At 72.0% G+C, this 14628-nt stretch carries 13 protein-coding genes; 8 read left to right on the top strand and 5 right to left on the bottom strand.

Annotated features, from left to right (window positions below; genetic code table 11):
• Positions 1 to 281: 281 nt before the first annotated feature.
• The 8 genes from rapZ to SM447_RS23055 all read left to right on the top strand — a co-directional run bounded on the left by rapZ (position 282) and on the right by SM447_RS23055 (position 7277).
• Complete coding sequence (gene rapZ / locus SM447_RS23090) at positions 282 to 1199, top strand: RNase adapter RapZ (protein WP_387171671.1); 918 nt, start codon at positions 282 to 284, stop codon at positions 1197 to 1199.
• Positions 1196 to 2167 carry a gluconeogenesis factor YvcK family protein gene (locus SM447_RS23085; RefSeq protein ID WP_474574925.1) on the top strand — a complete coding sequence of 324 codons (972 nt, stop codon included), beginning with the start codon at positions 1196 to 1198 and terminating at the stop codon, positions 2165 to 2167. Before rapZ ends, SM447_RS23085 begins: the two co-directional genes overlap by 4 nt.
• Before the next feature lie 54 nt (positions 2168 to 2221).
• Positions 2222 to 3202 (top strand): DNA-binding protein WhiA, encoded by a 981-nt coding sequence (whiA, locus tag SM447_RS23080; RefSeq protein WP_155218486.1) that lies wholly within the window; start codon positions 2222 to 2224, stop codon positions 3200 to 3202.
• A 246-nt stretch (positions 3203 to 3448) separates the two neighbouring features.
• Positions 3449 to 4453: a type I glyceraldehyde-3-phosphate dehydrogenase gene (gene gap / locus SM447_RS23075; RefSeq protein WP_474574924.1), complete on the top strand. Its 1005-nt coding sequence runs from the start codon at positions 3449 to 3451 to the stop codon at positions 4451 to 4453.
• Complete coding sequence (locus SM447_RS23070; RefSeq protein ID WP_474574923.1) at positions 4450 to 5649, top strand: phosphoglycerate kinase; 1200 nt, start codon at positions 4450 to 4452, stop codon at positions 5647 to 5649. Before gap ends, SM447_RS23070 begins: the two co-directional genes overlap by 4 nt.
• Entirely contained in the window at positions 5649 to 6440 is a 792-nt protein-coding gene (gene tpiA / locus SM447_RS23065) for a triose-phosphate isomerase (protein ID WP_474574922.1), read from the top strand. The genes SM447_RS23070 and tpiA overlap by 1 nt, the downstream gene beginning before the upstream one ends.
• Before the next feature lie 95 nt (positions 6441 to 6535).
• Positions 6536 to 6796 (top strand): preprotein translocase subunit SecG, encoded by a 261-nt coding sequence (gene secG, locus SM447_RS23060; RefSeq protein ID WP_474574943.1) that lies wholly within the window; start codon positions 6536 to 6538, stop codon positions 6794 to 6796.
• A 136-nt stretch (positions 6797 to 6932) separates the two neighbouring features.
• Positions 6933 to 7277: an RNA polymerase-binding protein RbpA gene (locus SM447_RS23055; RefSeq protein ID WP_474574921.1), complete on the top strand. Its 345-nt coding sequence runs from the start codon at positions 6933 to 6935 to the stop codon at positions 7275 to 7277.
• Positions 7278 to 7361: 84 nt separating this feature from the next.
• Here SM447_RS23055 and pgl read toward each other — a convergent pair whose 3' ends face one another.
• The 5 genes from pgl to tkt all read right to left on the bottom strand — a co-directional run bounded on the left by pgl (position 7362) and on the right by tkt (position 14463).
• A complete protein-coding gene (pgl, locus tag SM447_RS23050; protein ID WP_474574920.1) occupies positions 7362 to 8126 on the bottom strand; it encodes a 6-phosphogluconolactonase in 765 nt (254 codons plus the stop codon).
• A gap of 59 nt (positions 8127 to 8185) precedes the next feature.
• Positions 8186 to 9202 carry a glucose-6-phosphate dehydrogenase assembly protein OpcA gene (locus SM447_RS23045; RefSeq protein WP_474574919.1) on the bottom strand — a complete coding sequence of 339 codons (1017 nt, stop codon included), beginning with the start codon at positions 9200 to 9202 and terminating at the stop codon, positions 8186 to 8188.
• Between the two features lie 103 nt (positions 9203 to 9305).
• Complete coding sequence (zwf, locus tag SM447_RS23040) at positions 9306 to 10820, bottom strand: glucose-6-phosphate dehydrogenase (RefSeq protein WP_474574918.1); 1515 nt, start codon at positions 10818 to 10820, stop codon at positions 9306 to 9308.
• A 305-nt stretch (positions 10821 to 11125) separates the two neighbouring features.
• Positions 11126 to 12307 carry a transaldolase gene (gene tal / locus SM447_RS23035; RefSeq protein ID WP_474574917.1) on the bottom strand — a complete coding sequence of 394 codons (1182 nt, stop codon included), beginning with the start codon at positions 12305 to 12307 and terminating at the stop codon, positions 11126 to 11128.
• Between the two features lie 17 nt (positions 12308 to 12324).
• Positions 12325 to 14463, bottom strand: a complete 2139-nt coding sequence (gene tkt, locus SM447_RS23030) for a transketolase (RefSeq protein WP_474574916.1) — start codon at positions 14461 to 14463, stop codon at positions 12325 to 12327.
• Positions 14464 to 14628 lie beyond the last annotated feature (165 nt).

Raw genomic sequence — 14628 nt, 5'->3', positions numbered from 1 at the left:
GCCACCCGCTACGACAAACTCGCCGTCCGCTACGAAGCCACCATCACCATCGCCGCCATCAACAGCTGGCTCCGCACCCACTTATGAAACACGCCCTAACGCCTGGTGTATAGCAGGGGCCCCCTCCTAACAGCTTCGAATCCGCACCAACCTCGCCAGGCCAGCGCCGGCAGAGCCGTGCGGCGGTGCGCCCCGCCCGATCGGGGAACGGCGCGTTAGAGTCGCTGCTTGACCATGCCCGGTCGGCATCGACCGGGCGTAGCGGCTGGGGGGTTCTTCGGGTGGGCGAGGCGCACACGACCGGTCACCGTGCGGGCGTACCGGGTGAGCACGCCGAGACGGATACCACGCTGGTCGTGGTCACCGGGCTGTCCGGTGGTGGGCGCAGCACGGTGGCCCGGGCGCTGGAGAACGTGGGCTTCTACGTCGTCGACAACCTGCCGCAGGCGCTGCTGCTGGACATGGCCGAGCTGGCGGTGAAGGCGGGCGGGGCGGCCCGGCGTACCGCGATGGTGCTGGACGTGCGCTCCCGGGCCTTCTCCACCGATCTGGCCGAGGCGATCCGGGAGTTGAAGGAGCGTGGCTACGCCCCCCGGGTGGTCTTCGTCGATGCCGACGACGAGGTGCTGATCCGCCGGTTCGAGAGCGTCCGACGCTCGCACCCGTTGCAGGGCGACGGTCGGCTCGCCGACGGCATCGCGGTCGAGCGGGGGCTGCTGGAGGAGGCCCGCGACCAGGCCGACGTGATCATCGACACCAGCCACCTCAACGTCAACCAGCTGCGCCGCCGGGTCGAGGAGCTGTTCGGCGGGGAGGACGCCCGCCGGTTGCGGCTGACGGTGATCTCCTTCGGGTTCAAGTACGGCCTGCCGCCGGACGCCGACTTCGTGATGGACGCCCGATTCCTGCCGAACCCGTACTGGGTGCCGGAACTGCGCGAGCACACCGGGCGGGAGGAGGCGGTCAGCGCGTACGTGCTGGGGCAGGAGGGCGCGGACGCCTTCGTCGACGCGTACGCGGATCTGGTGAACGCCACCACCGCCGGCTTCGAGCGGGAGGGCAAGCGGTACCTGACGGTGGCGGTCGGCTGCACCGGTGGCAAGCACCGCAGCGTGGCGATCGCGGAGGAGCTGGCGGCCCGGCTGCGCCGCTCCGGGTTGGCCGCCAACGCCCAGCACCGGGACCTGGGGCGGGAATGACGATTCGGGTGGTGGCGTTCGGCGGCGGGCACGGCCTCTCCGCTTCGCTGCGTGCGCTGCGCCGCTGCGCTCCCGAACTCGACCTGGACATCACGGCGGTGGTGACCGTCGGCGACGACGGCGGTTCCAGCGGCCGACTGCGCGCCGAACGGGGCGGCCTGCCCCCCGGCGACCTGCGGCAGGCGCTGGTGGCGCTGGCCGGCGACCATCCCGCCACCCGACGCAGCGCGGGGCTGTTCCAGCACCGGTTCGCCGAGGTGGCGGTCGCTGGCCGGGGTGACGGGCTGGCCGGGCACGCGGTCGGCAATCTGGTCCTCTGCGGCCTGATGGAGTCACTCGGCGACCCGGTGGCCGCGCTGGAGCACGCCGGAGCGATGCTCGGCGCGGTCGGCCGGGTGCTGCCGATGTCCCGCCAGCCGGTCGACATCGAGGCCCGGGTACGCGGCGCGGACCCGGGACGCCCCGAGGAGGTGTGCACCGTACGGGGACAGCACCAGGTCGCGGTCACCACGGGACGGGTCGAGTCGCTGCGACTCACCCCGCAGGCGCCCGCGGCGTGCGCGGAGGCGGTCGCCGCGATCGGCGCCGCCGACTGGCTGATCTTCGGCCCGGGCAGCTGGTACACCAGCGTGCTACCGCACCTGCTGGTGCCCCAGTTGGCCGCGGCGATCCTGGCCAGTCCGGCCCGGCGGCTGGTCACCCTGAACCTGGCCGCCGAGAAGGAGACCCTCGGGCTCTCCGTCGCCGATCACCTGGCGGCGCTGCGCTGGTACCTGCCGGAGCTGACGGTCGACTTCGTGCTCGCCGACGCCAAGGCGGTCGGTGACCCCGAACCCGTCCACGGTGCGGCAGAATCCCTGGGAGCCCGACTGGTCCTCGCCCCCGTCGCGGTCGACGACGGCACTCCCCGTCATGATCCGGCTGCTCTGGGCGCCGCCCTGGTGCCCGTACTGGGCGCCGATCGTTAGACACGTACGTAATCTCCGGCGACACGCCGGAACAGGTCCGTGAGGGGACGCACAATGGCGATGACGGCTGCGGTCAAGGACGAGCTGAGTCGGGTCGACGTGCCCAAGCCCTGCTGCCGGCGGGCGGAGATGGCGGCGCTGCTGCGGTTCGCCGGTGGGCTGCACATCGTCTCCGGCCGGGTGGTGGTGGAGGCCGAACTCGACACCGGCGCGGTGGCCCGCCGGCTGCGGCGTGAGATCGCCGAGGTCTACGGCTACCCGAGCGAGATCCATGTGCTCGCCTCCGGTGGGTTGCGCAAGGGCAGCCACTTCATCGTCCGCGTCGTCAAGGACGGCGAGGCCCTGGCCCGGCAGACCGGGCTGCTCGACGTGCGCGGTCGACCCGTACGCGGCCTGCCGCCGCACGTCGTCGCGGCCAGCGTGTGCTGCGCGGTGTCCGCCTGGCGGGGTGCCTTCATGGCGCACGGCTCGTTGACCGAGCCGGGCCGCTCCAGCGCCCTGGAGATCACCTGCCCCGGCCCGGAGTCGGCGTTGGCGCTGGTCGGTGCGGCCCGGCGGATCGGCATCACCGCCAAGAACCGCGAGGTACGCGGCGTCGACCGGGTGGTGGTCAAGGACGGCGACGCGATCGCCGCGCTGCTCACCCGGATCGGTGCCCACTCCAGCGTGCTGGCCTGGGAGGAGCGCCGGGTCCGGCGCGAAGTCCGGGCGACGGCCAACCGGCTGGCGAACTTCGACGACGCCAACCTGCGGCGGTCGGCCCGGGCGGCGGTCGCCGCCGCGGCCCGGGTGACCCGGGCGTTGGAGATCCTCGCCGACGACGCGCCGGAGCACCTGACCTCGGCCGGTCGGCTGCGGCTGGAGCACCGGCAGGCGTCCCTGGAGGAACTGGGTGCGCTGGCCGATCCGCCGCTGACCAAGGACGCCATCGCCGGACGGATCCGGCGGCTGCTGGCGCTGGCCGACAAGCGCGCCCGGGACCTGGGCATCCCGGATACCGAAGCGGCCGTCACGCCCGACATGCTCGTGGTCTGATAGGACGGTGGGGCGACCACCCGGCGCAGCGTGGCTCGGTGCGCTCGGATATGGTCGCTGCGTACGGCAAGGGGGCCGGCACCGGCTCTCCGCCGTATCCACCGCCTCGACGGCGGTCAGGTCCCTCGGACCGCGACGGGGTGGCCGGGATGAACCGTCAACGGCCGGCTCCAACGGTCGGCGCACACCACTTCGCCGGCCGAGGGTCTCCACGCCGGCGGACCAGAACGCGAGGAGATGGGACCTGTGACCATCCGGGTTGGCATCAACGGCTTCGGCCGGATCGGCCGCAACTTCTTCCGGGCAGTGCTGGCGTCCGGCGCTGACGTCGAGGTCGTGGCCGTCAACGACCTGACCGACAACGCGACGCTCGCCCACCTGCTCAAGTACGACAGCATCCTGGGCCGCCTCCCGCAGGAGGTCAAGGCCACCGCCGACGAGATCACCGTCGGTGGCAAGACCATCAAGGCGTACGCCGAGAAGGACCCGGCGAAGCTGCCCTGGGGCGACCTGGGCGTCGACGTGGTCATCGAGTCCACCGGCTTCTTCACCGACGCCACCAAGGCCAAGGCGCACGTCGACGGCGGGGCCAAGAAGGTCATCATCTCCGCTCCGGCGAAGAACGAGGACGTCACGGTCGTGATGGGCGTCAACGACGGCCAGTACGACCCGGCCAACCACAACATCATCTCGAACGCCTCCTGCACCACCAACTGCCTGGCGCCGATGGCGAAGGTCCTGCACGACACGTTCGGCATCCAGCAGGGCCTGATGACCACCATCCACGCGTACACCCAGGACCAGAACCTGCAGGACGCGCCGCACAAGGACCTGCGCCGGGCCCGGGCCGCCGCGCTGAACATCGTGCCGACCTCGACGGGCGCCGCGAAGGCCATCGGCCTGGTGCTGCCGGACCTCAAGGGCAAGCTCGACGGGTACGCGCTGCGGGTGCCGATCCCGACCGGCTCGGCCACCGACCTCACCGTCACCGTCGGTCGGGAGACCACGGTGGACGAGGTCAACGCCGCGCTGAAGGCCGCCGCCGAGGGTCCGCTGCGGGGCATCCTGACCTACAACGAGGACCCGATCGTCTCCGCCGACATCGTGACCGACCCGGCGTCGTGCATCTTCGACGCGCCGCTGACCAAGGTCATCGGCAACCAGGTCAAGGTGGTCGGCTGGTACGACAACGAGTGGGGCTACTCCAACCGCCTCGTGGACCTGGTCAAGCTGGTTGGTTCGTCGCTGTGAGCATCCGTACCCTCGACGACCTGCTCGCCGAGGGGGTGTCGGGTCGGCGCGTGCTGGTGCGCGCCGACCTGAACGTCCCCCTCGACAAGCAGACCGGCGCGATCACGGACGACGGCCGGATCCGGGCGGTGCTGCCGACCCTCGGTGCGCTGACCGAGGCCGGCGCCAAGGTGGTCGTCTGCTCCCACCTGGGCCGGCCGAAGGGCGCGCCGGACCCGCAGTTCAGCCTCGCCCCGGTCGCCGGGCGGCTCGGTGAGCTGCTCGGCACGGCGGTGCACTTCGCCACCGACACGGTCGGCGAGTCCGCCCAGGCGACGGTGGCGGCCCTCGCCGACGGTGAGGTGGCGCTGCTGGAGAATCTCCGCTTCAACAAGGGGGAGACCAGTAAGGACGACGCCGAGCGGGGTGCCTTCGCCGACCAGCTCGCCGCCCTCGGTGACGCGTACGTCGACGACGCGTTCGGCGCGGTGCACCGCAAGCACGCCAGCGTCCACGACGTGCCCGCCCGGCTGCCGCACGTCGCCGGCCGGCTGGTGCTGCGCGAGGTCGAGGTGCTGTCGCAGCTCACCGGCGACCCCGAGCGGCCGTACGTGGTGGTGCTCGGCGGGTCCAAGGTCTCCGACAAGCTCGCGGTGATCGAGGCGCTGCTGCCGAAGGTCGACCGGCTGCTCATCGGTGGCGGCATGTGCTTCACCTTCCTCAAGGCTCAGGGCCACGAGGTCGGCTCGTCCCTGCTGGAGGCGGAGATGGTGGAGACCTGCCGCAACCTGCTGGAGCGTTCCGAGGGCAAGATCATGCTCCCGGTCGACGTGGTGGCCGCCGACGCGTTCGCCGCGGACGCCGCGCACGACACCGTGCCGGCCGACGGCATCCCCAGCAAGCGGGTGGGGCTGGACGTCGGCCCGAAGACGGTGGCGGGCTTCGCCGCCGCGCTCAAGGACGCCCGGACGATCTTCTGGAACGGCCCGATGGGCGTGTTCGAGATGGCCGCGTTCGCGCACGGCACCCGCGGGGTGGCCGAGGCGATCGCCGGCTCCGACGCGTTCAGCGTGGTCGGTGGCGGTGACTCCGCCGCGGCGGTGCGGGCGCTCGGGCTGGACGAGAAGGCCTTCGGGCACATCTCCACCGGCGGTGGCGCCTCCCTGGAGTACCTGGAGGGCAAGACCCTCCCCGGCATCGCGGCCCTGGAGAACTGATGGCGAGCGCCCCCCGCCGGCCGTTGATGGCCGGCAACTGGAAGATGAACCTGAACCACCTCGAGGCGAACCTGCTGGTGCAGAAGCTGGCGGCCAGCCTCACCGAGAAGCAGCTCGCCGAGGTGGAGACGGTGGTGCTGCCACCGTTCACCGACCTGCGCACGGTGCAGACCGTGGTGGAGGGCGACAAGCTGCTCATCGGCTACGGCGCGCAGGACCTGTCGCCGCACGCCTCCGGCGCGTACACCGGGGAGATCTCCGGCGCGATGCTGGCCAAGCTCGGCTGCACGTACGTGGTGGTCGGGCACTCCGAGCGGCGGCAGTACCACCGCGAGGACGACGCGCTGGTGGGTGCCAAGGTGCAGGCGGCGCTGACCCACGGGCTCACCCCGATCCTCTGCGTGGGGGAGGGGCTCGACGTCCGGGAGCAGGGCACCCACGTGGCGCACTGCACCGACCAGCTCGACGCGGCCCTCAAGGGGCTCAGCCCGGAGCAGGTCGTCCGGGTGGTGGTCGCGTACGAGCCGGTCTGGGCGATCGGCACCGGCAAGACGGCCACCCCGGAGGACGCCCAGGAGGTGTGCGGCGCGCTGCGGGCGCGGCTGGCCGACACCCTCGACCAGGGCACGGCCGACGGTGTGCGGATCCTCTACGGCGGATCGGTGAAGTCGTCGAACGTCGCCTCGATCATGGCTCAGCCGGACGTGGACGGCGCCCTGGTGGGCGGCGCCAGCCTGGACGCCGAGGAGTTCGCGAAGATCTGCCGGTTCCCGGAGCACATCACCGGCTGATCGCTCGCTATCCTTGACTCCGCCCGTCCGCCGGTCGGTGCCGCCGTGCCCGAACTGCCCGGGCGAGGATCGTAATGAGAGGACTGACCCCCGCCATGCCGCTCTGGTTCGCCTACACGCTGATCGTGTTGCTGGTCATCACGAGCTTCCTGCTCGTCCTGCTCATCCTGCTGCACCGCGGCAAGGGCGGTGGTCTGTCCAGCATGTTCGGCGGTGGCGTCAGCTCCAGCCTGGCCGGCTCGTCGGTGGCCGAGAAGAACCTGGACCGCTACACCGTTCTGGTGGGCATTGTCTGGTTCGCCTGTATCATCGGGCTCGGTCTCTGGCTCCGGCTCGAGGTGGGTACGGGCGTCTGAGCCGACCCCCGAGGCGTACAATCTGCGCGCGGTCCGTCACCCGACGGGCCGCGCGCAGTCCGTTTCACCCGCTGCACCGCGTCGCCCGCCGTCCACCCCTCGACGGCGGTCCCCTCCGACGACAGGAGTCAGCGCCGTGCCGAACGGCCACGTCATCCGGGGCGCCCGCGTCGGGTCCGCGCCCCCACGTCACCCCGAACGCCACCAGCCGGTCCCGTGCCGGTCGGTCAGCTACTGGTGCCGCAACGGGCACCGCACCGACATCCGGATCGTCGCCGACGTGGCGGCCCCGACGGTCTGGGACTGCCCCCGCTGCGGGCTGCCCGCGGGCCAGGACGCCCAGGATCCGCCCGGCCGGGTCCGGGCCGAGCCGTACAAGACCCATCTGGCGTACGTGAAGGAGCGGCGCACCGACGCCGAGGGGGAGGCGATCCTCGCCGAGGCTCTCGCCGCCCTGCACCGACGTCGCGGCACACGCTGAGTCGGATCGATCGCACTCGCACGGCCGCAGGTGTTAAGAAGGGGCCCCTTCACCTCATCAGGCGTTAAAAGGGGGCCCTTCCTTTCACCTCAGGCTGCGGAAACGGGCCGGGAGGTCGGCCGCCGCCGCGCGGTCCAGCAGCCAGAGAGTACGCCCGGTGCCCTGCACGCCGGCGGCCGGCACCTGCACCGGGCCGGCGCCGGCCAACGCCATGCCGACCGCGTGGGCCTTGTCGCCGCCGGCGGCGACCAGCCACACCTCCTCGGCGGTGTTGATCGCCGGAAGGGTGAGGGTGATGCGTACCGGCGGTGGCTTCGGGCTGCCCCGTACCGCGCTCACCGGCCGGCTCTCGTAGTGCACCGGGTGCTCCGGGAAGACCGAGGCCACGTGCCCGTCCTCGCCGACGCCGAGCATCAGCACGTCGAAGTGGGGCAGCACAGCGGTGCCGGGCCGGGCCGCCCGGGCGAGTTCGGCCGCGTACCGGGCGGCGGCCTCCTCCGGGTCGGCCCCGCCGTCGGAGGGTGGCATGGCGTGGACGCGGGCCGGGTCCACCGGCAGCGCGTCGAGCAGGGCCGCGCGGGCCTGTGTCTCGTTGCGCTCCGGGTCACCGGAGGGCAGGAACCGTTCGTCGCCCCACCAGAAGTCGACCCGGGACCAATCGACCGCGTCCCGGGCGGGCAGTTCGCCCACCGCCCGGTAGACCGCCGCGGCGATCCGCCCGCCGGTCAGCACCACCGACGCCTGGCCACGTTCGGCCTGTGCGTCCAGCAGTCGCACCACCAGCCGGGCCGCGACCGCCTGCGCCAGCAGGTCGGCGTCGGCGTGGACGGCGACACTCGCCTCACTCATGGTGTCCTTCCGCGACCGCGTGGGCGGTCCGAGTCGTGCGGGTCTGAGGGATGGGAGGGTCAGGAGCCGGCGTTGGTCGTGGCGTGCGCCGTGACGCCGGCCTCGGCCCGTTGAGCGGTGGCCGGGTCCTTCCAGACGTGTACCCGCTGGCTGGGGCGCCGATCCAGGTTGGCCAGTCCGGCGAAGGCGCCCAACGCCTCCGCGTACACCTGGTCGGAGCCGAGCCGGCGCAGTTCCTCGGCCAGTTCGTCGCCGAGCGGCCGGCGCACCAGTGGCAGGATCCGGTCCTCCTGGCCGGTACGCCGGAAGGTGGCCACGCTGTCCTCGCGGGTCAGCGTCAGCTCGTCGCCGTTGGCACAGCGCAACTGGACCTCCCGCATCCGGGGAAACTCCCGGGCCCGGTCCCAGCGCGGCTTGATGCCGAGCCGGCTACGCAGCCAGCCCCGCATCAGCGCGGCGGTCGGGTCGCTCGGCGGCGCGACGATCGCCGCCTCGGTCAGCTGCGCCTCCGTGGTGTCGAAGGCGCCGGCCACCAGGGTGCGCCACGGGGTGATCCGGGTCCAGGCGAGGTCGGTGTCGCCGGAGGCGTAGTCGCGGGCCCGCTGCCGCAGCGCCGCGATCGGGTCGGCGGCCTGCGCGGAGTCGGTGATGCGCCGGTCGGCGACCACGCCGAGGAAGTCGGTGGCGATCTCCTCCGGCGGTTCGCCGTGCCACCAGGTCACCACCGGCACGTCCGGCACCAGCAGCGGCATCACCACGGACTCGGCGTGCAACGCCAGCCGCCCGTACATCCGCATCACCACCGCCTCGCACGGGCCCAGTCGCCCGCCGACCACGATCTCGGCGTCGAGCCGGCTGCGGTCCCGGTCCACGTCGGAGCGGACGACCACCAGCAGCCGGCAGGGATGCGCGGCGGCGGCGATCGTGGCCGCCGCTTCCGCGTCGCGGACCCGCTTCTCGTCCACCACCACGATCAGGGTCAGCGCCATGCCGCTGGCCACCCCGCCCGCGCTACGCCGTTCCGCGGCGAGTGCCTTGACCACCTCGTTGCCGGTGGTGTCCCACAGTCCGATCAACGCAGCCTCCTGCTTCGCTCGCCGTACCCGCCGCGCGCCGCCGCCCCGCTTCGCGCACCGACGGCGCGCGGCGTCGTGCCGCTGAACCCGCTGGATCGTTCGCTCACGCTCGCCGCCAGGCCCGGCCCTCGCGGGCCAGCATCTCGTCGGCGGCCCGGGGGCCCCACTCGCCGGCCCGGTAGGGCTCGGGCTTGGTGCCCTCCCAGGCGTGCTCCAGCGGGTCCACCACGGCCCAGCTCTGCTCGACCTCGGCGGCGTCCGGGAACAGCGTCCGGTCGCCGATCAGCACGTCCAGCACCAGCCGTTCGTACGCCTCCGGGCTGGACTCGGTGAACGCCTCGCCGTACTGGAAGTCCATCGCGATGTCGCGGACCTCCATCGTGGTGCCGGGCACCTTAGAGCCGAACTTGAGCACCACGCCCTCGTCCGGCTGGACCCGGATCACCAGCTGGTTGTTGCCGAGCATCTCCATGTCGGCGGGGGTGAACGGCAGGTGTGGCGCCTTCTTGAACATCACCGCGACCTCGGTGACCCGTCGCGGCAGCCGCTTGCCGGCCCGGATGTAGAACGGCACCTCCGCCCACCGGCGGTTCTGGATGCCGAGCCGCACCGCCACGTAGGTCTCGGTGGTCGAGGTCGACGGGACACCGTCTTCCTCAAGGTAGCCCTTGGCCCGCTGGCCGCCGACCCAGCCCGGCAGGTACTGGCCGCGTACCGTGCCCTGCGTGACGTCCTTCGGCAGCGTGATGGCCTTGAGCACCTTGAGCTTCTCGGCCCGGATCTCGTCGGCGTCGAAGCTGGTCGGTTCCTCCATCGCCACCAGGGCGAGCAGCTGCAGCAGGTGATTCTGCAACACGTCGCGGGCGGTGCCGACCGAGTCGTAGAAGCCGGCCCGGCTGCCGATCCCGACGTCCTCGGCCATGGTGATCTGCACCGAGTCGACGTACTGCGAGTTCCACAGCGGCTCGAACAGGCTGTTGGCGAAGCGCAGGGCGAGGATGTTCTGGACCGTCTCCTTGCCCAGGTAGTGGTCGATGCGGAAGACGTCCTGCCGGGTGAAGACGTCGTCGACCAGGTCGTTGAGCGCCTTGGCGGAGGGCAGGTCGTTGCCGAACGGCTTCTCCACCACCACCCGGCGCCATCCGCCGCACTTCTCGTTGTCGGCCATGCCGGTGCGGGCCAGCTGCTTGAGCACCACCGGGAAGGCCGCCGGCGGGATGGAGAAGTAGAACGCCGCGTTGCCGTGGATGCCGTGGCTGTCGCGCAGGCCCTCCAGGCAGCGCGCGAGGTTGTCGAAGGCGGTGTCGTCGTCGAACGAGCCACCGACGAACTTGATGTTGTGTTCGAGTCGCGACCACACCTCCTCCCGCCACGGTGTCCGGGCGTGTGCCCTGGCCGCCTCGCGGGCCAGCGAAGCGAAATCGCCGTCGCCCCAGTCCCGCCGGGCGAAACCGACGACCACGAAGCCGGGCGGCAGCAGCCCCCGGTTGGCCAGGTCGTAGACCGCAGGTAGCAGCTTCTTCTGGGCCAGGTCACCGGTCACCCCGAAGATCACCAGAGCACACGGCTCCGGGATCCGCGGCAGTCGCCGGTCCTGCGGGTCGCGCAGCGGGTTCACGCTGCCTCCTCGCTCCGCTCGTCCACGTCGTCCATCGTCATGCCCGCGGCCACCCGTGCCGCCGCGCCGGGCGGCCGGGCCGGCCCGGCTGGGCACCGGGGCAGGTGCCGATGCGGGCGTTCCCGACCGGCCGGAGTCGCCGGTGACTCCCTGAAGGAGTACGGGGGTTCGGGTACCGGTAGATCAACGTCGACCGTACCGGTTCGCTGCGAAAGGCCGTCCACCTGCGAATCACTCGGATACCACCGCTCACCCACGCCGCCACCTGGTCCAGGTGGCGGCGTGGGTGCTGCCGGACGGCACCGTCACGCATTTCCTCCGGCGCGGGCGGCGGCGTCGGCGTTGTCACGGGCGGCGTCGCCCGGGTGCCCGCTGCCCTTGCCGGCGGCGGCCAGCGACTTGCGGACGCCGTCGAGCAGTTCGTGCCAGCTCGCCTCGAACTTCTCCACGCCCTCCCGCTCCAGGGTGGCGATCACGTCGGCCAGGTCCACGCCCACCGACTCCAGGGCGGCGAAGACCTTCCGGGCGTCGTCGTACGCGCCGGTGACGGTGTCCGGGTGGGTCTCGCCGTGCTCGGCGTACGCGTGGATGACCGGTTCCGGCATGGTGTTGACCGTGCCGGGCGCGATCAGCTCCTCGACGTAGATGACGTCCCGGTAGTCCGGGTTCTTCGTCGAGGTGGAGGCCCACAGCGGCCGCTGCGGGTGTGCACCGGCGTCGGCCAGCGCCCGCCACCGGTCGGTGCCGAAGACCTGGCTGTAGCGCTCGTACGCCAACCGGGCGTTGGCCACCGCCGCCTTGCCACGCAGCGCCTTGGCCCCGTCGGAGCCGATCTTCTCCAGCCGGGCGTCGACCTCGGTGTCGACCCGGGAGACGAAGAACGAGGCCACCGAACCGATCGTGCTCAGGTCGTGCCCGTTCGCCTTCGCCTGCTCCAGGCCGGCCAGGAACGCCTCCATCACCTGCGAGTAGCGGTCCAGCCCGAAGATGAGCGTCACGTTGACGCTGATCCCCTCGGCCAGCGCGGCGGTGATCGCCGGCAGACCGGCCTCGGTCGCCGGGATCTTGATGAACAGGTTCGGCCGGTCGACCAGCCACCACAGCGCCTTGGCCTCGGCCACGGTGCGCTGCGAGTCGTGGGCCAGCCGCGGATCCACCTCGATGGAGACCCGGCCGTCGACTCCGCCGCTGGCGTCGTACGACGGGCGCATCACGTCGCAGGCCCACCGCACGTCGTACGTGGTGAGCATGCGGACGGCCTCTTCCACGTCGACGCCCCGCGCGGCCAGGTCCCGCAGCTGCCAGTCGTACTCGTCGGCGTCGCTCAACGCCTTCGCGAAGATCGTCGGGTTGGTGGTCACCCCCGCGACGTGCTTGTCCCGGCGCAGCTGGTCCAGCCCACCGGAGTTCAGTCGTACCCGGGAAAGATCGTCGAGCCAGACCGCCACTCCCGCGGCGGTCAGCTCGCCCAGCCTGTCGGTCGTCATGTGCGCCAACGCCTCCCTCAGTTGCCGGTCGTGAAACCGGTGATGTCGCCGACCCGGCTCAGCGCCGCGTGCGCGGCGGCGACGATCCGGTCCGGGGTGAAGCCGAACTGCTCGAAGAGCACGGAGTGCGGGGCACTCGCGCCGTAGTGCTCCAGGCTGACGCTCTCGCCGCAGTCACCGACGATCCCGCGCCAGGACATCGCGATGCCCGCCTCCACGCTCACCCGGGCCTTTACCCCGCGCGGCAGCACCGACTCCCGGTACGCCTCGTCCTGCTCGTGGAACCACTCCTGGCAGGGCATCGACACGACCCGGGTCGGGGTGCCGTCGGCCTCCAGCCGCTCCCGGGCGGTGAGGCAGAGCTGCACCTCGGATCCGGTGCCGATGATGATCACCTGGGGCTTGCCGTTGGACGCCTCGGCCAGCACGTACCCGCCCTTGGCGACCCCCTCGGCACCGCCCAGCTGCGAGCGGTCCAGCGTCGGCAGCGCCTGCCGGCTCAGCGCCAGCGCGGTCGGCCGGTCGGTGTGCTCCAGCGCCTGCCGCCAGGCCCAGGCCGTCTCGTTGGCGTCGGCGGGGCGGACCACGTCCAGGCCGGGGATGGCCCGCAGCGCGGTCAGGTGCTCCACCGGCTGGTGGGTCGGGCCGTCCTCGCCGAGGCCGATGGAGTCGTGCGTCCAGACGTAGACCACCGGCAGCTTCATCAGCGCGGCCAACCGCACGGAGGGCCGCATGTAGTCGCTGAACACCAGGAAGGTGCCGCCGTACGGGCGGGTGCCGCCGTGCAGGGCGATGCCGTTGAGGATGGCGCCCATGGCGTGCTCGCGGATGCCGAAGTGCAGGGTGCGGCCGTACTCGTGGCCGGGGAACTCCTTGGTGGCGTACTGGCTGGGGACGAAGGAGGGCTCACCCTTCATCGTGGTGTTGTTGCTCTCGGCCAGGTCCGCGGAGCCGCCCCACAGCTCGGGCAGCACCGGCGCGAGCGCGGCCAGCACCTTGCCGGAGGCGGCGCGGGTGGCGACACCCTTGGCGTCGGCGGGGAACTCGGGCAGCGCGTCGGTCCAGCCGTCGGGCAGCGTCCGACCGGCCAGCCGGTCGTAGAGCGCGCGGCGCTCCGGGTTGGCCTGCGACCACGCGTCGAAGGCGGTCGTCCACTCCTGCTGCTCGGCCTCGCCGCGGCGCAGCGCCGCCCGGGTGTGCGCGAGCACCTCCTCGGTGACCTCGAACGATCCGGCCGGATCGAAGCCGAGGACCTCCTTGGTGGCGGCCACCTCGTCGGCGCCCAGCGCCGAACCGTGGATCTTGCCGGTGTTCTGCTTGTTCGGTGCCGGCCAGCCGATGATGGTGCGCAGTGCGATGAACGACGGTCGGGCGGTCTCGGCCCGGGCGGCCAGCAGCGCCTCGTAGAGCTCCTCGACGTTCTCGTGGTAGTCGCCCTGCTCGGCGTCACCGCGCCGCCAGTCGACCGTCTGCACGTGCCAGCCGTACGCGGTGTAGCGGGCCGCCACGTCGTCGCTCATCGCGATGCGGGTGTCGTCCTCGATCGAGATCTCGTTGTCGTCGTAGATCACGCAGAGGTTGCCCAGCTGCTGGTGCCCGGCCAGCGCGCTGGCCTCGTGGCTGATGCCCTCCTGGATGTCGCCGTCGGAGGCGATGCACCAGATGTGGTGGTCGAAGGCGGACTCGCCGGCCTCGGCCTCCGGGTCGAACAGGCCGCGCTCGCGGCGCGCCGCCATCGCCATGCCGACGGCGTTGCCCAGGCCCTGCCCGAGCGGGCCGGTGGTGGTTTCGACGCCCGGGGTGTGCCCGTGCTCCGGGTGACCCGGGGTGAGCGAGCCCCACTGCCGCAGCGACTTGAGGTCGTCCAGGCTCAGCGGGTAGCCGGCGAGGAAGAGCTGGATGTAGAGCGTCAGGCTGGAGTGGCCCGCGGAGAGCACGAAGCGGTCCCGGCCGGGCCAGTTCGGATCGGCGGGGTTGTGCCGCATCACCCGGTTGAACAGCAGGTACGCCGCGGGGGCGAGGCTCATCGCGGTGCCCGGGTGGCCGTTGCCGGATTTCTCCACGGCGTCCATGGCCAGTACGCGGACGGTGTCCACGGCACGGCGGTCGAGATCGGACCAGTCAAGTGCGGGGTGCGCGGGTCGGTTGGCAGCCACGGTGGTTTGTGCTCCTCGGCGAGATGGGCGGAACCCTCACTGGTGACCCTATCGAGCGCGGCTAAACGTGCGCCCGAGGATCTCAGCATGCTGGTCTGTACGTTTCGGGTCCGCTCCACGGTTCAGCCACCGTCGGGCCGCGCCGCCGCCCGCCGGTGTGACGAC

This window comes from Micromonospora aridisoli, assembly GCF_056150025.1.
The sequence above is the reverse complement of the archived record's forward strand: the minus strand, read 5'-3'. Positions and strand labels throughout refer to the sequence as shown.